The sequence below is a fragment of the Pantoea sp. Lij88 genome (assembly GCF_030062155.1).
Classification (GTDB): domain Bacteria; phylum Pseudomonadota; class Gammaproteobacteria; order Enterobacterales; family Enterobacteriaceae; genus Pantoea.
On sequence record NZ_CP118269.1, the window covers coordinates 934,982 to 957,594 of the forward strand.

A 22,613-nucleotide genomic window follows, 5' to 3' on the forward strand; every position below is an offset into this window, starting at 1 on the left:
TCATCACAGGGAGCATGAGACGCAGCCCTGAACCTCCGTGCCCTGAAGCGCCATCTGACGCAGTCGAATGTAATAGAGCGTTTTGATGCCTTTTTTCCACGCGTAAATCTGCGCTTTGTTGATGTCACGGGTCGTGACGTCATCGCGGAAGAACAGCGTCAGCGACAGCCCCTGATCGACGTGCTGAGTCGCTTCTGCGTAGGTATCAATAATCGCTTCCGGCCCAATCTGATACGCATCCTGATACAGATGGAGATTCTCATTGGTCATAAATGGCGCGGGATAGTAGACGCGGCCGGTTTTGCCCTCTTTACGGATCTCGATAGGGGAGACAATCGGATGGATGCTGGAGGTGGCATGGTTGATGTAAGAGATCGAACCGGTCGGCGGGATCGCCTGCAGGTTCTGATTAAACAGCCCGTGCTGCATCACCGCCTCACGCAGCGCCTGCCAGTCCGCCTGGGTTGGCAGTGTCAGGCCGGCATCGGCAAACAGCGTTGCGACGCGTTCAGTGCGCGGCAGCCATTCCTGCTGCAGATACTTATCAAAGTAAACGCCGCTGGCGTACTGCGAATCCGCAAAGCCGTCGAAGGTCTGCTGATGCTCCTGCGCCAGCTGATTTGAGGTGCGCAGCGCATAGTAAGTAATGCAATAGAAGTACAGATTGGTGAAATCCAGCGCTTCCGGGGAACCGTAGGCGATGCCTTCACGCGCCAGATAGCCATGCAGGTTCATCTGACCTAGGCCAATGGCGTGTGAGCGGCGATTACCTTCAGCGACGGAAGGCACCGAACCGATCTCGCTCATCATCGACACCGAGGTCAGCGCGCGGACCGCCACATCCACGGTGCGCGCCAGATCGCGCGAATCCATGGCGTGCGCAATGTTCAGTGAGCCGAGATTGCAGGAGATATCTTTGCCGACCCGGCGATAGCTCAGGTCGTCATTGTATTCGCTGGCGCTGTTCACCTGCAGGATCTCAGAGCAGAGGTTGCTCATATTGATGCGACCAGCAATCGGGTTACTGCGGTTCACGCTGTCCTCATACATGATGTAGGGATAGCCCGACTCAAACTGAATCTCGGCCAGCGTCTGGAAGAAGTCGCGTGGCTGAATATAGGTTTTACGGATGCGATCGTCTGCCAGCATCTCGTCATACTTCTCGCTGATGCTGATATCACCAAACGCCTGGCCGTAGATCCGCTCAACATCATAAGGCGAGAACAGCGCCATCGGTCTGTTCTCTTTCGCCAGCTGGAAGGTGATATCGGGGATCACGACACCCAGCGACAGGGTTTTGATGCGGATCTTCTCGTCGGCGTTTTCGCGCTTGGTATCCAGAAAGCGGAAAATATCGGGATGATGCGCATTGAGCCAAACCGCACCAGCACCCTGACGCGCGCCGAGCTGGTTCGCATAGGAGAACGCATCTTCCAGCATCTTCATGACGGGGATCACGCCCGATGACTGATTTTCAATCCGCTTGATCGGCGCGCCAGACTCTCGCAGGTTCGACAACAAAAAGGCGACGCCGCCGCCGCGTTTTGACAGTTGCAGTGCCGAGTTCACGGCGCGACCAATCGACTCCATATTGTCTTCGATGCGCAGCAGGAAGCAGGAGACCAGCTCACCGCGCTGCTGTTTACCGCAGTTGAGGAAAGTCGGCGTGGCGGGCTGGAAACGGCCGCTGAGGATCTCTTCCAGTAGCGCCCGCGCCAACGTTTCATCGCCCTGCGCCAGCGTCAGTGCCACCATGCAGGCGCGCTGTTCAAAGGTTTCCAGATAGCGTTTGCCGTCAAAGGTCTTCAGGGTGTAGCTGGTGTAGTACTTCCAGGCACCCAGAAAGGTTTTGAACTCAAATCCCCGGTTCTCCGCTACCTCATGCAGCGCAAGCAGGAAGTCAAAGTCGTACTGGTTCAGCACATCTGCTTCGTAATAGCTCTCCGCCACCAGATAGCGTAAACGCTCGGCGCTGCTGGCGAAGGGGACGGTATTGGGTAGCACATGCTGCAGATAAAACTGACGTGTCGCTTCGCGATCCTTATCGAACTGGATGCGGCCGTCAGCATCATAGAGGTTCAGCATGGCATTGAGGGCGTGATAATCGAGCGTCACGCCGTTGAGGGTATCTGTTGTTGCCAAAATTGGGTTACTCCCGCTTTAACGTTCGCAATATCGTCAGGCGTTCCCATCAGCTCGAAGCGGTAGAGGCAGGGAACCTGACATTTTTTTGCAATGATGCTGCCCGCCAGGCAGTAACCGGCACCGAAGTTCCGGTTGCCGGCCGCGATCACGCCACGAATACCGCGCCGGTTCGCCTCATCATTAAGAAACTGAATCACCTGACCGGGAACGGCTCCGCGACTGCTGCCACCGCCATAGCTGGGCACCACCAGAATATAGGGCTGGTCGATATGCAGCCGCTCACGGGCATCAAGCGGGATGCGCCGGGCGGGCAGGCCGAGGCGCGTCACAAACCGGTGGGTGTTTTCCGACTGGCTGGAAAAATAGACCAGCGGGAACATGCGCTTAGCCTCCAGCGACAGCAAGTGAGCGCAGGGTGGCGATCTTGTCCGGGCGGAAGCCGCTCCAGTGATCATTATCTGCCATCACTACCGGCACCTGGCGGTAGCCCAGTGATTTCAGGTTGTCGATCGCTTCCGGCTGGCTGTCGAGATTGATCAGCTGATAGGCGAGACCCTGGCGGTCCATCGCGTTTTTGGTCGCCGTGCACTGGACACAGTTATCTTTAGTGTAAATAATAATGCGCATGATTCGTATTTCCCTCTATATGCGATTCTGATGCCCGAAAACAAAGCAGACGCGGCAGGTTGCGGGCTTCATTGTGACGAACATCGGGTGTCGTGCTGATGAGGTAAATACTAGATGTAGTGGTTTTTGTGGTCAAGCCCACCAGATATAGGGTTTTATGATTTGTATTTGCGCAACAGAGTCAAAGCCAGCAGTGATGCGCCCTGCAGCCTGGAAAATTCTTTTGTAAATGTCGCGGGCGGGAAAAAGGGCAAAAAAAAGCCCCGCACGGGGCAGGGCTCGGGGGATTTTTTTGGGGCTTAGCGGCGAGAAGCCAGCAGCACACCCACGACGATACCGAATGCGGCACCGATACCAACACCGTGCCATGGCTTGTCATGGACATAGGTGTCAACCTGCGCGGTGGCATCACGCGCAACCTGTGAAACACGGTTGCTGCCGCCATTCAGTTTAGAACGGGTCTGTTTCAGCAGCTTTTCAGCCTGGCTGCGGGCAGAATCCACTTCGTCTTTGGCGTCACTGCCGTAAGATTTCAACAGCGCTTCCAGTGAATCGGCCAGTTCGTTAACGTCCTGATTGATATCAATGTCATCGTTTTTTACAGTGCGATTAAACATTTTTTAGCTCCCTTTGATTTAAAAACGTAATACTAGTGTAGACGACCTTTTGATAAACGAGACGCGGGAGTGTTCTTTAGGGAAAATTCCGAATGCCCACTCTGTCATGCTGATGTAAGGTTGCGAAGCTTTTGAAAGAGGAGAGGATCGAGCATGTATTTACGACCGGATGAGGTAGCGCGCGTACTGGAAAAAGCGGGTTTCGAAGTCGATGAAATTACCCCACGGGCCTATGGCTATCGCCGTGGCGAGAACTACGTTTATGTGAATCGCGAAGCGCGCATGGGGCGCATGGCTTTAGTGATTCACCCGACACTGAAAGAGAAGAGCCAGCCGTTCGCTGAACCTGCTTCAGAAATGAAGACCTGCGATCACTACACCCAATTCCCTCTCTACCTGGCGGGTGATTCACAGGAACATTACGGCATCCCGCACGGATTCAGTTCCCGCATGGCGCTGGAACGTTATATTCAAAGCGTTTTCGGCTAACGCATCAGGCCCCGCCGCGACGGGGCACTGAACCGCCTGACCATCCTCCCTGATTCCCTGCCGTTGCAATTCCCGGCTGTGACGCGTATAAAATTGTCCACTATAGATGTTTAGACGTCCATACGGATAAAAGTGATGAGCGAACAGCCAACCCCCTCGCAGGAAAAATTTAAACGCACCATGAAAGTGCGCCATCTGGTGATGTTATCGCTGGGCGGCGTGATCGGCACCGGCCTTTTTTTTAACACCGGCTATATCATTTCAACCACCGGAGCGGCGGGTACGCTGCTGGCCTATCTGATCGGCGCGCTGGTGGTCTGGCTGGTGATGGTCTGTCTGGGCGAACTCTCGGTGGCGATGCCCGAAACCGGCGCATTCCACGTTTACGCTGCGCGCTATCTCAGCCCGGCAACCGGCTACACCGTGGCCTGGCTCTACTGGCTGACCTGGACGGTGGCGCTCGGCTCCAGCCTGACGGCGGCGGGCTTCTGCATGCAGTACTGGTTCCCGCAGATCCCGGTGTGGATCTGGTGCCTGGTCTTCTGCTGCGCCATCTATCTGCTGAACGTCATCTCAACCCGCTTCTTCGCCGAAGGGGAGTTCTGGTTCTCGCTGATTAAAGTCGTAACGATCGTCGCCTTTATCGTGCTGGGCGGCGCGGCGATGTTTGGCTTTATCCCGATGAAAGATGGCACGCCCGCGCCGGGCCTGAGCAATCTCACCGCGCACGGCTGGCTGCCGAATGGCGTACTGCCGATTCTGATGACGATGGTGGCAGTGAACTTCGCCTTTTCCGGCACCGAGCTGATCGGGATTGCGGCCGGTGAAACCCAGCAGCCGGAGAAAGTGCTGCCGCTGGCGATCCGTACTACCGTGGCCAGACTGATTATCTTCTTCATCGGCACCGTATTTGTGCTGGCGGCACTGATTCCGATGGATCAGGCGGGCATCGTGAAAAGCCCGTTTGTGCTGGTATTCGAAAAGATCGGTATCCCGTATGCAGCTGACATTATCAACTTTGTGATCCTGACTGCTATCCTGTCAGCGGCCAACTCCGGCCTCTATGCCTCCGGGCGTATGCTCTGGTCGCTGGCCAATGAAAATACGCTGCCGCGCGCCTTTGCCCGCGTGAACAAGCGCGGCATACCGCTGCTGGCGATCACCGTCAGCATGGTGGGCGGCTTGCTGGCGCTGGTCTCCAGCGTGGTCGCGCCTGACACGGTATTTGTGGCGCTGTCGGCTATCTCCGGTTTTGCGGTAGTCGCGGTCTGGCTCAGCATCTGCGCCTCGCATTTCGTTTTCCGTCGCCGTCATCTTCAGCAGGGCAAATCGCTGGCCGAACTGGGCTACCGCGCGCCGTTCTATCCGCTGACGCCGATTCTGGGCTTCCTGCTCTGCCTGCTGGCCTGCGTTGGTCTGGCCTTTGATCCGACCCAGCGTATCGCGCTGTGGTGTGGCATCCCGTTTGTTCTGTTCTGCTATGCCGCTTACCATCTGACCCACAAATCATCCCCGAAGCCTGAGGAGGCCAATGATGTCGCATAACCCTGTCGCGCAGGCTTTAACAGAGTCACCATTGCTGATTCTGGATGGCGCGCTGGCCACCGAACTGGAAGCCCGCGGCTGTCATCTGGCCGATGCGCTCTGGTCAGCGAAGGTGCTGATGGAAAATCCTGAGCTGATCTATCAGGTTCACTACGACTATTTTGTCGCCGGTGCGCGCTGTGCCATTACCGCCAGCTATCAGGCGACGCCGCAGGGCTTTGCCACGCGCGGTCTCGACGAAGCGCAGTCACTGGCGTTGATCGCCCAGAGCGTGGAACTGGCGCGTCGCGCCCGTGAGGACTATCTGGCGGTGCGCCCAGATGCGAAAACGCTGCTGGTGGCCGGTTCGGTAGGTCCATATGGCGCTTTCCTGGCGGATGGCTCGGAATATCGCGGCGACTATGCGTTGCCGGAAGCGGAGATGATGGCGTTTCACCGCCCGCGCGTGCAGGCCCTGCTGGCAGCCGGTGCCGATCTGCTGGCCTGCGAAACGCTGCCGTCGTTTGCTGAAGCCCAGGCGCTGGTGAAGCTGCTGGCGGAATTCCCCGAAGGCCGCGCGTGGTTCACCTTTACGCTGCGTGATGCCGGACACATCAGCGACGGCACGCCGCTGTCAGAAGTGGTGGGCTGGCTGAATCAGCAGCCGCAGGTGATAGCCATTGGGATCAACTGCGTGGCTCTGGAGAGCGTGACGCCTGCGCTGCAGCAGTTGCAGAGGCTGACCGACAAGCCGCTGGTGGTCTATCCCAACTCCGGCGAGCAGTATGATGCCGGCAGTAAAACCTGGCACTCCGCGCCGTCGGGCTGCACGCTGCATGACAAGCTGGATGAGTGGCAGCAGGCGGGCGCGAAGCTGATTGGCGGCTGCTGTCGCACCTCACCCAACGACATCGCGGCTATCGCCCGCGCTTGTCAACCGCAATAAGCTGGCTGAATCGGGCGATGATAGCCCGATTGAGTCTGAAAGGCCGGTCTACACTCTGATCACTGATCACTCTGTGGACCCCTTCATGAAACAGCGAATTCTGGCTCTGGCCGCCGCGCTGCTGCTTAGCGGCTGCGCCACCATTGTCGGCACTGAAACCCAAATGGTGCGCATCGACTCTCTGCCGCAGGGCGCGCGCTTTACCGTGCAGGATGAGCGTGGCTACGCGGTTGCGCAGGGTTTCACGCCGCAGACCGTTGAGCTGGCAAAATCCACCGGCCGCTACTTCGGCAAAAAGCACTACCTGCTGATGCTGGAAAGTCCGGGCTACGTGCCGGTCACGGTGCCGATTGAGGCACGCGCTAACCTCTGGTATCTGCTGGGCAACATTCCGCTGGGTGGATTCCCCGGCTGGCTGCTGGTCGACCCCTTCTATGGAGGCATGTACGACCTCAAGCCGGAACATCCGCGTCCCTTCATGAACCCGGTTGGCGCGCGCGGCTGATTACTGCGCGGTCGGCTTCACCATTCCGCCTGGCGTTTTATGGCGTTCCAGATACTGATGCTGGAAAATGCACATGCGGATGGTGTTGCGGTACTCCCCGTTGATGAAAAACTCATGTTTAAGTACGCCTTCGATCTCGAAGCCGAGCTTGGTGTAGATGTGGATCGCTTTTTCGTTCTCCTGATCGACAATCAGGTAGAGCTTATAAAGATTCAGCACCGAGAAGCCGTAATCCATCGCCAGCTTTGCCGCCTGCGTGGCCAGCCCTTTGCCCTGATGGGCCGGATCGATGATGATCTGAAACTCGGCGCGGCGGTGCACATGGTTAATCTCGACCAGCTCCACTAATCCCGCTTTCTGCCCCTCGTGCTCCACCACAAAGCGACGTTCCGTCTGATCGTGAATGTGCTTGTTGTAGAGATCGGACAGCTCCACAAACGCCTCATACGGCTCCTCGAACCAGTAACGCATCACGCTGGCGTTATTATCCAGCTGATGGACAAAGTGCAGATCTTCCCGCTCCAGCGGACGCAGTTTTACCGTCATCGTCTGACTCCTTTTCAGAAAAATTGCCGCGAGTATACCGCATCAGCCTGATGCTGCGTTTTGCGCAGTGGGAGACCGTTGCTGGCTTCAGCGAACCGCGTGCCGTTCTGGCAGGGGAGAAGAGGGTTAAAAGCGGACAAAGAGGGAGCTAAGAAGTGCGGGCGAATGCAGCAAAGCCGGACGGCAGGTCAGCGCCGTCCGGCCTGGGATCAGGCAGAGATCTGTTCGATGATGCGACCCTGCGCCATACGCACCGCGCGATCACACATGTGATCGATAACATCGGGATCGTGACTGACCAGCACCATAGTCAGGCCATCCTGCTGTTTCAGATCGTTGAGCAGATTAAGGATCTCCGCCTGCACCGACATATCCAGCGCCGATGTCGGCTCATCCAGCAGCAGAATCTTCGGTTGCAGCAGCAGGGCGCGCACGATGGCGACGCGCTGACGCTGTCCGCCGGAGAGCTGATGCGGATAACGATCTGCCAGCGCAGGATCGAGTCCGACGTGACGGAAACCCTGATCGATACGATCGTTAATATTGTCGCGTTTCAGCAGCTTCAGCGGTTCTGACAGCGTGCGACGCAGTCGGTGACGCGGATGCAGTGAAGCATAAGGGTCCTGGAACACCATCTGCACTTCCTGACGCAGCGCGCCGGTGAAGGCTTTGCCCGGCTGAACCTCGTGACCGGCAAGCTGCATCTGGCCCTGCCAGTGTGGGTTCAGACCCGCCAGCACCCACAGCAGTGACGACTTGCCGCAGCCCGATGGCCCCACCAGACCAAAACACTCGCCAGCGTTAACCTCCAGATTAACCTCGTGCACCACGGTGCGCAGGTCATAACCCTGTTTATGGGCGACGCTGAGATTGCGTAACTCAATCATAATTCGCCTCCAGCGCAGCGCGATCCAGCACCGGCAATGTCTGTCCGTGAGTCGCTTTGCCCGGACGGCAGGCCCACAGTGTGCTGGTGTAAGGATGGGTCGCGTGCGGCAGATCGGCAGCGGGCAGCGTATCCAGCAACCGGCCTTTATACATCACCATGACCCGCTCGCAATGTTCCGAGACCTGCTGCAAATCATGGCTTATCAGCAGCAGACCCATATTGCGCGCTTCCACCAGACCGCGAATCAGCGCCAGCACCTGATCGCGCATGGCGTGATCCAGCGCGGAGGTCGGTTCATCGGCGATCAGGAAGTCGGGATCGGTGATCAGGGCGATCGCCAGCATCACGCGCTGGCCCATGCCACCCGAGAGTTGATGCGGATACTGCTGCATCAGGCGACGCGGATCGGGCAGGCCGACCGCATCCAGCATTTCACACACTTTCTCTTTGCGTTCTGCACGGCTCAGGCGGCGATGCAGAATCAGCGGCTCTTCCACCTGCCAGCCAATGGTGCGTGTCGGGTTAAGGGCATATTTCGGATCCTGCATCACCATCGCCACGCGATTACCGCGCAGCTGGTTCCAGTGACGCTCACTCAGCGTCAGCACATTCTCACCGGCGACCTGAAGCTGGCTGGCCTGCAGATGCAGCGCGGGGGAGAGTAAGCCCATCAGGCTGCGGGCGGTCAGTGACTTGCCGGAACCGGACTCACCGACCAGCGCCACGCGCTCACGGCCCACGGAAAAGCTGATGTTATCGACCAGCAGCGCTTCATCGCTGCGAATGGTCAGCCCTTCGGCATGGAGCAGATTATTTTGCATGTCGGGTATCCAGTCGGTCGCGCAGGCCATCGCCTGTCAGGTTAAAGGCCAGGCTGGCAAACAGAATGGCCGCGCCCGGCGCGGCAGCAACCCACCACTGATCGAAGATCACTTTACTGCCTTCGGCGACCATCGAACCCCATTCTGCCGTCGGCGGCTGAACGCCCATGCCGAGGAAGCCGAGTCCGGCCGCGGCCAGGATAATCCCGCCCAGGCTCAGCGCGGCACGGACTACCGCAGTCGGCATACAGAGCGGCAGGATATGACCGAACATCAGGCGAAAACCGGTAATTCCCTGCATCCGCGCGGCGGCCAGGTAGTCGCTGCGGCGCAGCGCCAGGGTTTCAGCGCGTGCCTGACGGGCAAACGGCGGCCAGCTGGTCAGCGCCAGTGCCAGCGCACCGTTCATCAGGCCAGGGCCGAGAATCGCCACCAGCGCCAGCGCGATCACCAGGTTCGGCAGCGACAGGAAGATATCGGTAATGCGCATCAGCAGGCGTTCAGTCCAGCCGCCAACGTACCCGGCGGTGATGCCGATCAGCAGTCCGGCCGGAATGGTCAGCACCAGGATCAGCGACACCAGCAGCAATGTCGGACGGGCGCCGTAAATCACCCGCGACAGCAGATCGCGGCCAAAGCCGTCGGTGCCGAACCAGTGCTGCGCTGACGGCGCCAGCAGGCGACTCGACATGGTCTGCACATTCGGGTCGAACGGCGCAATCAGCGGTGCCAGCAGCGCCATCAGGATAAGAATCGCGACCAGCGTCAGCCCAACGGTTAACGAGGTCACGCGTTGACGGCGACGGCGTGGCCGCAGCGTTTCGAGTTCAGAGAGTTGTTGCGTCATCGGGTTCTCGGATCGGTTAACCAGGTTAAAACATCCGCCAGGGTATTAATCAGGATAAAGCAGCTGCCGATCAACAGGGTTGAGCCCAGAATCGCCGGCACATCGCCGGAGAACAGCGCATTGGTCATGTAGCGACCCACACCCGGCCAGGCGAAGACGGTTTCGGTGAGCACCGAGCCTTCCAGCAGCGTGGCGTAGGAGAGGGCGATGACCGTCACCAGGGTGCCCAGCACATTGGGGAAGATATGGCGCAGCAGGATGCGTACCCGACCCGCGCCTTTGGCACGCGCCAGCACCACATACTCTTTGCTGCTCTCTTCCAGCAGCGCAGCACGCAGCAGGCGGGTGATGCCCGCCATCGCCAGCAGGCCGAGGATCACCACCGGCAGCCAGAGGTGCGCAATCGCGTTGCGGAACATCTCCGGTTCACCCGACAGCCAGCTGTCGATCAGCACAAAGCCGGTCTTCGGCTCCAGCGTATAGACCCAGATATCATCCAGCCGCCCCGGTCCGGCGGACCAGTGCAGCACCGCATAAAACAGGAGCAGGCCCAGCAGGCCGAGCCAGAACACCGGCACCGAGTAGCCCAGCAGCGAGATAAAGCGGGCGAGGTTATCGATCCAGCTGCCCGGTTTCCACGCCGCCAGCAGCGCCAGCGAGACGCCGAACACCACCGCGAAGATCATCGCGCAGGTCGCCAGCTCAATGGTGGCCGGGAAGGTAGTCATCAGGTCGCCGCTCACCGACTGATTGGTCAGACGGGAGACACCCAGATCGCCGTGAGCCAGATGTTCGACGTAGCGCCAGAACTGCATCAGCACCGGCTCGTCCAGACCCAGGTCATGACGCACCTGCGCATAGGTCGCTTCACTGGCGTGATCGCCGGCGATCTGCTGCACCGGATCAATCGGCGAGAGATGCGACAGCATAAAGGTGAAGGCGAGCAGGCCGAGCAGCGTGACCAGCAGCGATAACACGCTACCGATCAGCCGTCCGCCACGCTGCCAAAAAAGCCGGGCGAACCCGGCTGAAGGGACAGACTGTGCCATTACTTAGTGACCTGCGAGTAATACACCATGTCAGGGTTAATGCCCTGCACATAGCCTTTCAGGTTGTCGCGCAGGGCGATCAGGTTCTTCGCCTGCATCCCAATCACGTAAGGTGAGTTCTTCATGACTTCACGCTGCATCGCTTCATACAGCGCGATGCGTTTCTTCGGATCGCTTTCCGCCGTTGCTGCAATCACCTGCTTGTTCAGCTCAGGAATATGCCAGTCTGAGCGGTAAGCGATGGTTTTGCTGCCATCTTCCGGGTTGTAAGCAAACGAGGCGGCGTTGGTGTTCGGATCGAAATAGTCGGAGCCCCAGGCGTTCAGCGTCGCTTCATATTTATGCGCTTTCACGTTGGTCGAGACTTCTGAACTCAGGCCCGGCACCACTTCCACTTTCACGCCCGCTTTGGCAAAGCTGCCCTGCAGCGCCTGCGCGATATCCAGATAAGGCGGCTGGTTGCTGGTGGAGAGCTTGAAGGTGACGTTGCTCAGGCCCGCTTTCTTCAGAATCGCTTTGGCTTTTTCCGGATCGTAGCTGTATGGCGTGTCGTTGATCGCGCCCAGGAAGCCCTTCGGCAGGAAGCTCTGATGCACGTCAAACTGGCCTTTCAGCAGTTCATTGGCGATGCCTTTGTAATCCCACAGGTAGCGTGCCGCTTCCCAGAAGGCCGGGTTCTTCATCGTCTCGTTCGCGCCGATGTTGAACTGGATGTAGTAGAGGGACGCCATTGGAATCGCTTCCGTCTTCACGCCTTTCTTGCCGTTCAGCGCAGCAATCTGATCGGCGCCCAGGTTACGGGCGATATCGGCATCACCCTGTTCCAGCAGCAGACGACGCGCAGCCGGTTCCGGTACGTTCTTGATCAGGATGTTCTTCATTTTTGGCGCGCCCGCGGGTGAGGTCGGGTTGGCGCTGAGCAGCACTACCTGATGCATCACCACTTTACGGATCTGGTACGGACCGCTGCCCGCTGAGTGGGTTGCCAGCCAGGCGTTACCGAAATCGCCATTCTTCGCATTCGCCATCGCGGTTTTTTCATCGACGATCGAAGAAACCGGGGCAGAGAGCAGGCTCAGCACGTAGGTCGGGCTGACGTTGGCAGTCCAGCTGATCTGCACATGATTGTCGTCGACCTTCTTCAGGAAGCCATCGACGTTATCTTTGGTCCAGCCAAGCTGAGTCAGGATGAAAGAGGGATCCAGGTTCAGCTTCACCACGCGGCCCAGCGAGAAGATCACATCTTCCGGGCGCAGCGGGTTGCCGGTGGAGAATTTCGCATCTTTGCGCAGTTCAAAGGTCAGGCTGCGATTGTCGCTGCCAGGCTGCCATGAGGTCGCCAGCGTGGGTTTCAGATCCACCGGATTCTGCGGGTCAGACTGCACCAGACGCTGATAGATGTTAGTGAAAGCCTGAACGCTGGTCAGTTCAAACCCTTTGGCCGGGTCGAAGCTGTCGGCGTCGTCAGTAGATTGGGCAATCACCAGCGTATCTTTCGGTGTTGCGGCCTGTGCTGTGAAGGCGGCAGCCAGCGTCAGCGCCAGCAGTGATGGAATTATAGTTTTCATGAAATTTCCTTGCCTCTAAAAAGTTACGCGAGTTTACGAAAGGGCCGATGCGAAGAATAGTCGAATATAGGCTAACCATATGTCAAAAGGTTATAAGCGTAAGCGAGAGGTTATAAGAAGATCGCCATGCCGTTAACGAAGCGGCAATCTGAGCAGAAACAAATCCTCAACGAAACCGTTATTCAGGGCGGTATTGCTTTACCGAAGACGGCCTCTCTTTATAATGGCGGCAGATAACTTCAGGAGAATTCAGTTGGACAGTGATACCCGATTAACTTTAATTCTGGCAAGCTGAATTTCCTATGCTGCTTGCCGACCGGCGAGCAGCGATCCCCGCTTTAATTAACGATCGCGCTCCTTATTTTCAATCCTGTCACCCACAGGAGTGCGCGTTATGCTGCTGTTTATATTCGCTCTTTTTCCTCCGCCCCGACTGGCGTAGCCCAGGCTGCGCCCGATCGCCGATCTCAGACCTTTAAAACGCTGCGTTTAACTCACGCCGGCTATCCCTGTGCGCGTCATTATTTCCTGCGCAGGCGGAATAACGTGATTATTCCTGAAGGTCACCCAATTAAATAACCCGGCCACGCCAGGTTTTATCTATGCACCTTATTTTGCGTGCAGGACAACTATTGCTTTAAATCAGGGAGATGTCGAAATGAGCGACATGAAACTGGAACAGGTTGCGAACACGTCCACCGGCAACCGCGTTGATAAAAAAAGTAAAAAAATGTTTGCCGTAGCGCAGCAGGCAGGCCAGCACGTTGAGATGACGCTGGCCCATCTGCGCAGCCATCGTCAGGGCCTGACTCAGGCTGAAGCGGCGAAACGACTGGCTTTGTATGGCCGCAACGAAGTGGCCCATGAGAAAGCCCCACCGGCGCTGATTCAGCTGCTGCTGGCGTTTAATAACCCGTTCATCTACGTATTACTGGTCCTGGCGCTGGTGAGTTTTGTGACGGACTACGTGCTGCCGCTGCGCGCCGGTCAGGAGACCGATCTTTCCGGAGTGATCATCATCTGCACCATGGTGATGCTGAGCGGGCTGCTGCGCTTCTGGCAGGAGTTTCGTACCAACCGTGCGGCGCAGGCGCTGAAGTCACTGGTTCGCAGCCAGGTCACCGTACTGCGGCGTGAGGCGGACAGCGAAAGCGCACAGCGCCAGGATGTGGATATGAGTGAGCTGGTGCCGGGCGATATCATTCTGCTCAGCACCGGCGATCAGGTGCCTGCCGATGTGCGCCTGCTGAGTTCACGTAACCTGTTTATCAGTGAAGCGGTGCTGACCGGCGAGTCGCTGCCGGTGGAGAAACACAGCAGCGATGCGGGGGTCGACGGCGAAGGTCAGACGGCCAAAGAGCTGCTGGCATCACCGAATATCTGCCTGATGGGCACCAGCGTGGCCAGCGGCACAGCCTGCGCAGTGGTGGTAGCGACCGGCGGCGATACCTGGTTTGGCTCGCTGGCCTCATCGCTGACCGGCAGCCGTCCGCAGACCGCGTTTGATCGCGGGGTTAACAGCGTCAGTAAGCTGCTGATCCGCTTTATGCTGGTAATGGTGCCGGTGGTGCTGCTGATTAACGGCTTCACCAAAGGCGACTGGATGGATGCCACGCTGTTTGCCCTGGCGGTAGCAGTCGGGCTGACCCCGGAAATGCTGCCGATGATTGTCAGCGCCAACCTGGCCAAAGGTGCGGTGGCGATGTCACGTCGCAAAGTGATCGTTAAAAAGCTCAACGCCATTCAGAACCTCGGCGCGATGGATGTGCTCTGCACCGATAAAACCGGCACGCTGACCCAGGACACCATCCTGCTGGCGCATCATCTGAATGCGCAGGGCAACGAAGATGCCCGGGTTCTCCTGCTGGCCTGGCTCAACAGCGGCAGCCAGAGTGGCGTGAAAAACCTGATGGACCGTGCCGTGCTGAGCGTGGGCGATAAATTCATTTCACAGTCTCAGCGCAGCCAGTTTCAGCTGGTCGATGAGCTGCCGTTCGATTTTAACCGCCGTCGGGTGTCGGTGCTGGTGGAAGATCTGGCTCAGCATCGTTCACAGCTGATCTGCAAAGGCGCCGTGGAAGAGATGCTGGCGGTGAGCACTGCCGTGCGGAAGGGCGATGCGGTAGTGGCACTGGATGCGGCGCAGCGTGCGGCCCTGCTGGCACAGACCGAACACTATCATCAGCAGGGTTATCGGGTGCTGCTGGTGGCCACCCGTGATGGCGAGCTGCGCGCGCCGCTTAGCGACAGCGACGAGCGCGATCTGGTTATCCAGGGCATGCTGACCTTCCGCGATCCACCGAAAGCCAGCGCGGGCAAGGCGATTAAAGCCCTGCGCGACAGCGGCGTAACGGTGAAAGTGCTGACCGGTGACAATCCGCTGGTCACACTGCGGGTCTGTGCCGATGTCGGGCTGACCGATCCGGCGATGCTGACCGGCGATCAGATTGAGGCGATGAACGATGATGAGCTGGCGCAGGAAGCAGAGCGCTGCACCCTGTTTGCCCAGCTGACGCCGCTGCAGAAATCACGGCTGGTGCGCCTGATGCAACAAAACGGGCACACCGTCGGGTTCCTTGGCGATGGCATCAATGACGCGCCAGCACTGCGGGCGGCCGACACCGGGATTTCCGTTGATAGCGCGGCAGATGTGGCGAAAGCTTCTTCGGACATCATCCTGCTGGAGAAAGATCTGCAGGTGCTGAATGAGGGTGTACTCAAAGGACGCGAGACTTTTGGCAACATCATCAAGTATCTCAACATGACTGCCAGCTCGAACTTCGGCAACGTTTTCTCGCTGCTGGTGGCCAGTGCCTTTATTCCGTTTCTGCCGATGCTGTCGATTCATCTGCTGATTCAGAACCTGATGTATGACGTCTCTCAGCTGGCGCTGCCGTGGGACAAGGTTGACCGTGAGTTTCTGAATAAGCCGCGCAAATGGGATGCCGGCAATATCAAACGCTTCATGCTGTGGATGGGGCCAACGTCATCAATTTTTGACGTCACTACTTTTGCACTGATGTGGTTCGTATTCGGCGCTAACCATGCGGGCGTGCAGTCACTGTTCCAGTCCGGCTGGTTTATCGAGGGGCTACTGTCTCAGACGCTGGTAGTGCATATGCTGCGTACCCGGAAGATTCCGTTTATCCAGAGTCGCGCCACCTTACCGGTGATGCTGACCACGCTGGCGGTGATGGCGCTGGGCATCCTGATTCCGTTCTCACCGCTGGGTGCGATGGTCGGTCTGGTGCCGCTGCCATGGCAATACTTCCCATGGCTGGTGCTGACGCTGTTCAGCTACTGCCTGGTGGCGCAGGGCATGAAACGTTTCTACATCCGTCGTTTTGGTCAGTGGTTCTAGGGAGGCGAAGATGAAAAAAAGCAGGCTCGATAAGGTCTTTGTCGGCGTGATGATCATCGGCTTAACTCTGATTGCGCTGACGGTCATCGTGCGGTGAGGACGTTGTGATAGTGCGGTAGTGAAGAGGCAGCGAATCGACTCGCTGCCTTTTTTATTTACTCTTCGTCGCGCTCGCGGCTGGCGCGCTGACGCTCGTAATATTCATCTTCTGCGGTGATGATCTCATCCATCAGAGAATCCATATCCACCACGCGCTCTTCTTCCACAAACTCGCCGGTAAGCGGCGTTTCCGGAGTCAGCTTGCCATCTTCATACAGCAGCCAGATCTCTTTGGCATAGCGCGTCTTCAGCAGCTGCGGAGCGAACTGGCCGTAGTAGGACGTGATGTTGTCTACGTCACGTTCGAACATCGACTCGGCATGGTTATTGGCCGCCGCATCAACCGCCTGTGGCAGATCGATAATCACCGGTCCCTGTTCATCCAGCAGTACGTTAAACTCGGACAGGTCGCCATGCACGATACCGGCACAGAGCATGCGCACGATATTGCGGATCATGGTGTGGAAATCGGTAACCGCCTGCTCTTCGGAAAGCGTGACATCGCTGAGGCGCGGCGCAACCGAGCCATTGGCGTCGGTCACCAGCTCCATCAGTAACACACCGTCGATACAGAGATAAGGCTGGGGCACGCGAACACCGGCGTTCGCCAGGCGGAACAGGGCATCCACTTCGGCGGTCTGCCAGGACTCTTCCTGCTGCTTACGGCCGAACTTCGTGCCTTTCTGCATGGCGCGGGCGTTACGGCTGTTACGGGTTTTACGTCCTTCCTGATACTGCACCGCCTGCTTGAAGCTACGCTGGGTCGCTTCTTTATAGACTTTGGCGCACTGCACCTTGCCGCCGCATAGCACGGTATAGACGTCTGCTTCTTTGCCGCTTTTCAGCCGCTGCAGGACATCGTCAATCAGGCCGTCATCGACCAGGGGCTGGATTCTGTTTGGGATTTTCATGCGGCTTTATACCTTATTTCACCCGCTTTTCGTATCACTTTGCGATGATGGAAAACATTGGCAATGACTGAACAAAGTATCCGATTCTACCCTGGAAAGTCGCTTTGTGGGGATGAACCTTAATGACCTGCGCTTTTGACCTTTGTTTTATCATAAACAAGGGATTAGGGGGGAGTGCAGGGCGGTTTTATCTGCCAGAGGAAGACGTTGTCGCGGAGCAGCCCGGCGCACAGGAATTTTGGATCAGAGAAATGTGCCTGAATAGCAGGCTGGTGGGAGTTTCAGGGCCAAAACCCTGCAAACAGAATTCCGGCCTGCCTGCGGGATTACTTCAGACCTTTAAGCACTTTAACCGTGCTTTCAATGTCGATCTCATCTTCGGAGAAGATCAGCGTCGTTCCCTGGAAGGTAGTCACCGCCAGCTTTTTCAGTGAGCGCATCTCACTGGCATTCGGGTCAGACTTCGGACGGATGTTATTCAGCAACAGACCCACTGACAGCACCGCGTTCTCTTTGTCGACACCGGCATCAACCGGGACTTCTTCGTTATAGACCAGGTAAGATTTAATCGAGGTGATCTTAAGACGCTCGCCTGCGATATAGATGTATTTGCTGGTTGGCGCGACCTTCACCGCATAGGCGGATAAGCCTTTGTTGTTGGTGGTGGGTTCAAACGTCACCGCCGCATCTTTCTTTATCAGATCAGGATTGGCGACCTTAATCACATGAAAATAGCGGTTATCGCCGTTTTCATCTTTGATAAAGCCAAAACCTTTATCTTCAAACCAGGTTGTGATCGTTCCGTTCATCGCCATTTTTGCCTGCTTAATCTACTCAGTTTTTTACAGCGCGCAGTGTAAATCACAATGCCTGCGCAGACTATATAAGTCTGGATGATAATTTTCGTCTGCGCCAGAGGGAGTGGGGCGGATGCCACGCGCGGAGGGGAATGCGGTGTTCAGTCTTGCGGCTTAACCGGCAGACAAGGTAAACCGCGTCTGCCGGTGAGGGGCTGTTACTCGTTGCCCCAGCGGTTCAGGAACTCAGCAATCTCATCGATACGCTCTTCGCTGATACCCGCTTCACGCGCCATATCCTGCTGCGACTCTTCACTGATCTCTTCGTTGTTCATCAGACGGGTGATCAGCAGCTGGAAGTAATGCGCCAGCGGGGTACGTTCTTCCTCGCTCACGGGCTTAGCGGACTCCGTCGCGTACTCATCTGCGACATCATAATATTTGAGAGAAATTTCGTTATTCATAGGTTGTCCGCAGGGTTCAGGTCGGATTAAAGAGTGACCAGGCGCGTTGGCCCGGTTCGTGGCGGGTATTATTTCGTGTTTAGGCTGGGGCTGTAAAGGGGAACAGGATGCCCGATTCTGACTAGAGAACCAGCGGCGGTAGCTGTTTGAAGGTGCTGACTAAGCCTTCTCCCCAGCCTTTACGGATCGTCGTGAAGTACGGGTGATCTTCGGTAATGCGGTATTGCCGGGCATCGCTGAAGCTATCACACGGGTAGATCATAACGTCGAGCGGCAGGCCAACGGACAGATTGCTGCGCAGGGTCGAATCCAGTGAAATCAGCGCGCATTGCATCGCCTGCTCCAGAGACATGTCGTAGTGCAACACCCGGTCAATAATCGGTTTACCGTACTTGCTCTCACCAATCTGGAAATAGGGTGTATCGCGGGTGGCTTCGATGAAATTACCCTGTGGGTAAATATGGAACAGGCCAATATCATCCCCGTTGATTTGCCCGCCGAGCAGCAGGTTGCAACTGAAGTCAGTCGTACTGCCATTCTGTTGTGCCTCACTGTCCCGCTGGATCACCTCACGAACCGTCTCACCTATCAGAGACGCGGCCTCATAGAGGCTGGAGACATTCAGCAGATTGGGACAATCGGCATTCCTGCTGCGGTGTCGCAGCAGGCTGATAATACTTTGCGTGGTCGCCAGATTACCGGCAGTCTGAAGCACCAGCGTACGATCGCCGTCCTGATGAAACACGTGCAGTTTACGGAAGGTGGAAATATGATCCACGCCCGCATTGGTACGTGAATCGGATGCAAAGACCAGCCCGGATGACAGGCGCATGGCCACACAATAGGTCATACCACACTTCCCTCAAAAAAAGATTTGCACGCCATAAGCGTGCATGAAGTTTTCACCATCAGCAAGTTGCTACAGGTCACTTTACATCATTTGTACGGCGGCAATCGCACACATATCTTCGTATCCCCCGCCAATCCGTAAACCGCGCACCGGACAGGCGTCCAGGTAATCAATGCCGACGGCAAGCTTAAGGTGTTGATCAGGTATACGGGTATTGTTGGTGATGTCAAAGCAGTGCCAGCGGTCTTCCACCCAGACTTCGGCCCAGGCGTGGGTCGCGACATGGGTAGAATCTTTGCTGTGCAGGTAACCACTGACGTAGCGTGCCGGTATATTCAGGCTACGACAGCAGCTCAGAAAGACATGCGTATGATCCTGGCACACCCCGGTACGGGCGGCGAAAGCCTCTGCGGCACTGTCGGTCACCAGGGTAGAACCGGGCGTGTAGGGCATCCTGAGCAGCAGGTCTGCCATCAGGCTTTCCAGGGCGGCCAGAATCGCCTGGGGCTGATAATAGCGCAGGGCGAAAGCCCGAATTTCCGCATCGGGCTGGGTCAGCGGACTGTGGCGCAGGAAGACCAGCGGCGACAAATGTCCCTGAGCCTGATCTTCAATGCCGTGTTCTATCTCCACCACGCCATGTGCCTGAATCGTAATGGACTCATGCGGTTCATCGAGTGTCAGCACATGCATGATGTTGCCGAAGGCATCCGTGGTGCAAACCGCTTTTTCCGGCAGGGTCAGTTCCCAGGAGAGTATGCGCTGATGAGGCGATTCCTGAGGCGTCAGCCGCAGATACTGGATGCTCCGTTGCACCGCCTGGTCGTAGCGATAGTGCGTGTTGTGTTCAATGCTAAGTTTCATTGCGCCTCCAGATAAGTGTGATGAATACTTTCGGCGATCTCGTTTACCTGAGCGAGAAAGGCTTCCAGCCAGTTGTTCAGCCCGATTCGGCTCAGGTCTTTCATGGAACTGAAGCGCAGCTCGGCGTGCAGGATATGCGCCAGGCGGCGCGGCTGGTTTGCACGGCCACCTATCAGCTCCAGCTGCTGAACCATATCGTTGATACACGCCAGCAACGAACGCGGCAGCTCGTTGCGCAGGATCATCAGTTCGGCGATGGTTTCCCGGCTCAGGGGCTGCTTGTAAATACTATGGTAGGCTTCGCGCGCGCTCACCGCCTGTAGCAGAGTGTCCATGCGGTAATATTCGCGCACGGGGTCGTCATCAATATCCAGCAGTCTGTTTTTCACCTCCAGCAGCCGGGCGGTGCCATCAGCCCGTTCCAGCAGCGTCCCGAGACGGATAAAGTGCATCGCGTCGCTGCGGAGCAGGGTACCGAACATGGCCCCACGGAACAGATGAGAGCGTTCTTTCACCCAGTCAAAGAAGGCGTCGGCACCGTCTGAGCCGATGCCCTGACGGCGTATCGACTTCATCCCGATCCAGGTGGCATTGATACATTCCCAGACTTCGGATGACAGGCTGCCCCGCACCGCATGCGCGTTATTCCAGCCCATCTGCAGGCAACTGAAGATGCTGCTGTAATTCCGGTTATCCAGGGCGAAAAAACTGACCAGATTGGGCATCGTCAGTGTCGGCCAGGTCTCAGCATATAGCTCGCTGGTGCTGGTCAGGTTGAGCGGTACCAGCAGATCATGAGTCCCCCCGTTGCGGATGGGCATCATCGACAGCTTGTTGGTAACGTCCAGCACCCGGGCGATATTTTCTGCCCGCTCCAGATAGCGGGCCATCCAATAGAGTTCACTGGCAGTCCGGCTCAGCATATATCATCCTCCAGTACCCAGGTGTCCTTGGTTCCGCCGCCCTGTGACGAATTGACGACCAGCGATCCTTCCGTCAACGCGACGCGGGTAAGCCCGCCGGGCACCAGTCGGATCTCCGCGCCACTGAGCGCAAAGGGGCGGAGATCGATATGACGTGGTGCCAGGCCCTCGTTGACAAACGTGGGGCAGGTGGACAACGCCAGCGTGTTTTGCGCGATGTAATTCTGCGGACGCGCCAGCAACAGGTCACGGAAGTGGGCAAGCTCAGCTTTGCTCGCGGCGGGGCCAATCAACATGCCGTAACCGCCAGCGCCGTGAACCTCTTTCACGACCATTTTTTCGAGGTTGGCCAGCACATACGACAGCTCATTTTTATGCCTGCACTGCCAGGTTGGCACGTTGTTGAGGATCGGTTCTTCCTGCAGATAAAAGCGCACCATATCCGGTACGTAGGGGTAGATAGATTTGTCATCAGCCACGCCAGTGCCGATGGCATTGGCCAGCACGACATTGCCCGCCCGGTAGACCGACAGCAGTCCCGGTACGCCGAGCATGGAGTCCGGGCGGAACGCCAGCGGATCGAGGAAGGCGTCGTCAACCCGACGATAGATCACATGTATTCTGCATGGCCCGGCAGTCGTGCGCATGAACAGCATGCCATCCTTCACAAACAGATCGGCGCTTTCAACCAGCTCAACGCCCATCTGCTGGGCCAGGAAACTGTGCTCGAAGTAAGCACTGTTAAAGCGGCCAGGGGTCAGGACCACTACGGTGGGATCGTTGACGGGTGAGCTTTCGCGAAGCGTTTGTAAAAGATGCGACGGATAACGTTCTACGGGAGCAATGCGTTGCTGGGCAAACAGTTCCGGGTAGAGCCGCATCATCATTTTGCGGTTCTCCAGCATATAGGAGACGCCGGAAGGTGTGCGCAGGTTATCTTCCAGGACGTAATATTCGCCATCACTGTTACGCACCATATCCACGCCGACAATATGTGCATAGATATTGCGATGAAGATCAACGCCCTGCATACAGGGTTGATACTGTTCGTTAGCCAGAACCTGTTCTGCCGGAATGATTCCCGCCTTCAGAATATGCTGTTCATGGTAGATATCGTAGAGGAAGGCGTTGAGCGCCTGCACACGCTGGCGGATGCCGGCATCGAGCATGGCCCATTCAGCGGCCGGAATAATACGTGGCACGCTGTCGAACGGGATCAACCGTTCTGCACCATTATCGTCATCGTAGACATTAAACGTAATCCCTACCCGGTGAAACAGGAGGGCGGCTTCTTCCCGCTTGCGCTGTACAGCCTGATGATCAGCCTGTTGCAGCCATTGCCAGTAGGCGGCGTAGTGGTCACGGTGTTCGCCTTCAGCCAGAAGCATCTCATCAAAAAAGGGTGAAGCGGAGAGATTGATATTCAGCATCGTCACCTCGCAGACGTTAAAGGCTGTCATCTATCCAAGCATAAAGTGTGCCAGCCTCAGAAGAAGCGTAACGGTGCAAAGCCATGATGTTGTGGCGTTAAAAGCCCCTTTATGGTGCAGGCCTGGCGCGGGCGTGTCTTAATATGGCGCTTAGTAACTCGTGAGGGGCAAAAAACTGGCCACGGTTCTGGCGTTTGTCAGCCCAAGAGTTCTGATTCAACAGCCCTCAGATTGGATGATGTCTGAGTGGGCTGTCCTCCCGGAATTGCCTCACTTTTCTGAAATGTAAATGTAATTGATAACTGTTCTCGTTTTCATTATTGTTTGCCCTTCTTCAGGGA

23 protein-coding genes are annotated in these 22,613 nt (G+C 57.1%); 6 read left to right on the forward strand and 17 right to left on the reverse strand.

What is annotated here, in order from left to right; all coding sequences use genetic code 11:
- Positions 1–3 precede the first annotated feature (3 nt).
- From nrdE to PU624_RS08305, 4 genes are all read right to left on the reverse strand, one after another.
- Positions 4–2,142, reverse strand: coding sequence for a class 1b ribonucleoside-diphosphate reductase subunit alpha (gene nrdE, locus PU624_RS08290; RefSeq protein WP_283547246.1), 2,139 nt, complete (start codon positions 2,140–2,142; stop codon positions 4–6).
- Positions 2,112–2,525 carry a class Ib ribonucleoside-diphosphate reductase assembly flavoprotein NrdI gene (nrdI, locus tag PU624_RS08295; RefSeq protein WP_283547247.1) on the reverse strand — a complete coding sequence of 138 codons (414 nt, stop codon included), beginning with the start codon at positions 2,523–2,525 and terminating at the stop codon, positions 2,112–2,114. The genes nrdE and nrdI overlap by 31 nt, the downstream gene beginning before the upstream one ends.
- A gap of 4 nt (positions 2,526–2,529) precedes the next feature.
- On the reverse strand, positions 2,530–2,772 hold the full coding sequence (gene nrdH, locus PU624_RS08300) for a glutaredoxin-like protein NrdH (RefSeq protein ID WP_283547248.1): 243 nt from the start codon (positions 2,770–2,772) through the stop codon (positions 2,530–2,532).
- A gap of 299 nt (positions 2,773–3,071) precedes the next feature.
- A complete protein-coding gene (locus PU624_RS08305) occupies positions 3,072–3,389 on the reverse strand; it encodes a DUF883 family protein (protein ID WP_275771390.1) in 318 nt (105 codons plus the stop codon).
- 153 nt (positions 3,390–3,542) lie between these two features.
- Here PU624_RS08305 and PU624_RS08310 point away from each other — a divergent pair, with 153 nt between their 5' ends.
- The 4 genes from PU624_RS08310 to PU624_RS08325 all read left to right on the forward strand — a co-directional run bounded on the left by PU624_RS08310 (position 3,543) and on the right by PU624_RS08325 (position 6,853).
- Positions 3,543–3,878, forward strand: coding sequence for a DUF2002 family protein (locus tag PU624_RS08310; RefSeq protein ID WP_003850360.1), 336 nt, complete (start codon positions 3,543–3,545; stop codon positions 3,876–3,878).
- A gap of 135 nt (positions 3,879–4,013) precedes the next feature.
- Complete coding sequence (gene mmuP, locus PU624_RS08315) at positions 4,014–5,423, forward strand: S-methylmethionine permease (RefSeq protein WP_283547249.1); 1,410 nt, start codon at positions 4,014–4,016, stop codon at positions 5,421–5,423.
- Positions 5,413–6,348 carry a homocysteine S-methyltransferase gene (gene mmuM, locus PU624_RS08320; protein ID WP_283547954.1) on the forward strand — a complete coding sequence of 312 codons (936 nt, stop codon included), beginning with the start codon at positions 5,413–5,415 and terminating at the stop codon, positions 6,346–6,348. The genes mmuP and mmuM overlap by 11 nt, the downstream gene beginning before the upstream one ends.
- 85 nt (positions 6,349–6,433) lie before the next feature.
- Positions 6,434–6,853, forward strand: a complete 420-nt coding sequence (locus PU624_RS08325) for a hypothetical protein (protein ID WP_003850357.1) — start codon at positions 6,434–6,436, stop codon at positions 6,851–6,853.
- Here the strand turns inward: PU624_RS08325 and speG are convergent, their stop codons facing one another.
- The 6 genes from speG to PU624_RS08355 form a co-directional block, all read right to left on the reverse strand.
- On the reverse strand, positions 6,854–7,399 hold the full coding sequence (gene speG, locus PU624_RS08330; RefSeq protein ID WP_283547250.1) for a spermidine N1-acetyltransferase: 546 nt from the start codon (positions 7,397–7,399) through the stop codon (positions 6,854–6,856).
- Positions 7,400–7,608: 209 nt separating this feature from the next.
- Positions 7,609–8,286 (reverse strand): ABC transporter ATP-binding protein, encoded by a 678-nt coding sequence (locus PU624_RS08335; RefSeq protein ID WP_283547251.1) that lies wholly within the window; start codon positions 8,284–8,286, stop codon positions 7,609–7,611.
- Positions 8,279–9,109 (reverse strand): ABC transporter ATP-binding protein, encoded by an 831-nt coding sequence (locus PU624_RS08340; protein WP_283547252.1) that lies wholly within the window; start codon positions 9,107–9,109, stop codon positions 8,279–8,281. Before PU624_RS08340 ends, PU624_RS08335 begins: the two co-directional genes overlap by 8 nt.
- On the reverse strand, positions 9,099–9,956 hold the full coding sequence (locus tag PU624_RS08345; protein ID WP_010257750.1) for an ABC transporter permease: 858 nt from the start codon (positions 9,954–9,956) through the stop codon (positions 9,099–9,101). The genes PU624_RS08340 and PU624_RS08345 overlap by 11 nt, the downstream gene beginning before the upstream one ends.
- A complete protein-coding gene (locus PU624_RS08350) occupies positions 9,953–11,005 on the reverse strand; it encodes an ABC transporter permease (protein ID WP_283547253.1) in 1,053 nt (350 codons plus the stop codon). The genes PU624_RS08345 and PU624_RS08350 overlap by 4 nt, the downstream gene beginning before the upstream one ends.
- Positions 11,005–12,573, reverse strand: a complete 1,569-nt coding sequence (locus tag PU624_RS08355) for an ABC transporter substrate-binding protein (RefSeq protein ID WP_283547254.1) — start codon at positions 12,571–12,573, stop codon at positions 11,005–11,007. The genes PU624_RS08350 and PU624_RS08355 overlap by 1 nt, the downstream gene beginning before the upstream one ends.
- Positions 12,574–13,231: 658 nt before the next feature.
- On the opposite strand from PU624_RS08355, the gene mgtA reads away from it, so the two are divergent.
- On the forward strand, positions 13,232–15,934 hold the full coding sequence (mgtA, locus tag PU624_RS08360; protein ID WP_283547255.1) for a magnesium-translocating P-type ATPase: 2,703 nt from the start codon (positions 13,232–13,234) through the stop codon (positions 15,932–15,934).
- Positions 15,935–15,983: 49 nt separating this feature from the next.
- Positions 15,984–16,031: a hypothetical protein gene (locus tag PU624_RS22295; protein ID WP_370584677.1), complete on the forward strand. Its 48-nt coding sequence runs from the start codon at positions 15,984–15,986 to the stop codon at positions 16,029–16,031.
- A 58-nt stretch (positions 16,032–16,089) separates the two neighbouring features.
- Here PU624_RS22295 and PU624_RS08365 read toward each other — a convergent pair whose 3' ends face one another.
- The 7 genes from PU624_RS08365 to PU624_RS08395 all read right to left on the reverse strand — a co-directional run bounded on the left by PU624_RS08365 (position 16,090) and on the right by PU624_RS08395 (position 22,272).
- Positions 16,090–16,944 (reverse strand): PA4780 family RIO1-like protein kinase, encoded by an 855-nt coding sequence (locus PU624_RS08365; protein ID WP_283547256.1) that lies wholly within the window; start codon positions 16,942–16,944, stop codon positions 16,090–16,092.
- A 326-nt stretch (positions 16,945–17,270) separates the two neighbouring features.
- Entirely contained in the window at positions 17,271–17,759 is a 489-nt protein-coding gene (locus PU624_RS08370; RefSeq protein ID WP_135907825.1) for a cold-shock protein, read from the reverse strand.
- A gap of 200 nt (positions 17,760–17,959) precedes the next feature.
- Positions 17,960–18,205 (reverse strand): DUF2543 family protein, encoded by a 246-nt coding sequence (locus tag PU624_RS08375; RefSeq protein ID WP_283547257.1) that lies wholly within the window; start codon positions 18,203–18,205, stop codon positions 17,960–17,962.
- 121 nt (positions 18,206–18,326) lie between these two features.
- A complete protein-coding gene (locus PU624_RS08380; protein WP_283547258.1) occupies positions 18,327–19,055 on the reverse strand; it encodes a proteasome-type protease in 729 nt (242 codons plus the stop codon).
- An 81-nt stretch (positions 19,056–19,136) separates the two neighbouring features.
- Complete coding sequence (locus PU624_RS08385; RefSeq protein ID WP_283547259.1) at positions 19,137–19,919, reverse strand: transglutaminase family protein; 783 nt, start codon at positions 19,917–19,919, stop codon at positions 19,137–19,139.
- Positions 19,916–20,842 (reverse strand): alpha-E domain-containing protein, encoded by a 927-nt coding sequence (locus tag PU624_RS08390; RefSeq protein ID WP_283547260.1) that lies wholly within the window; start codon positions 20,840–20,842, stop codon positions 19,916–19,918. Before PU624_RS08390 ends, PU624_RS08385 begins: the two co-directional genes overlap by 4 nt.
- Positions 20,836–22,272 carry a circularly permuted type 2 ATP-grasp protein gene (locus tag PU624_RS08395; protein ID WP_283547261.1) on the reverse strand — a complete coding sequence of 479 codons (1,437 nt, stop codon included), beginning with the start codon at positions 22,270–22,272 and terminating at the stop codon, positions 20,836–20,838. Before PU624_RS08395 ends, PU624_RS08390 begins: the two co-directional genes overlap by 7 nt.
- Positions 22,273–22,613: the final 341 nt, after the last annotated feature.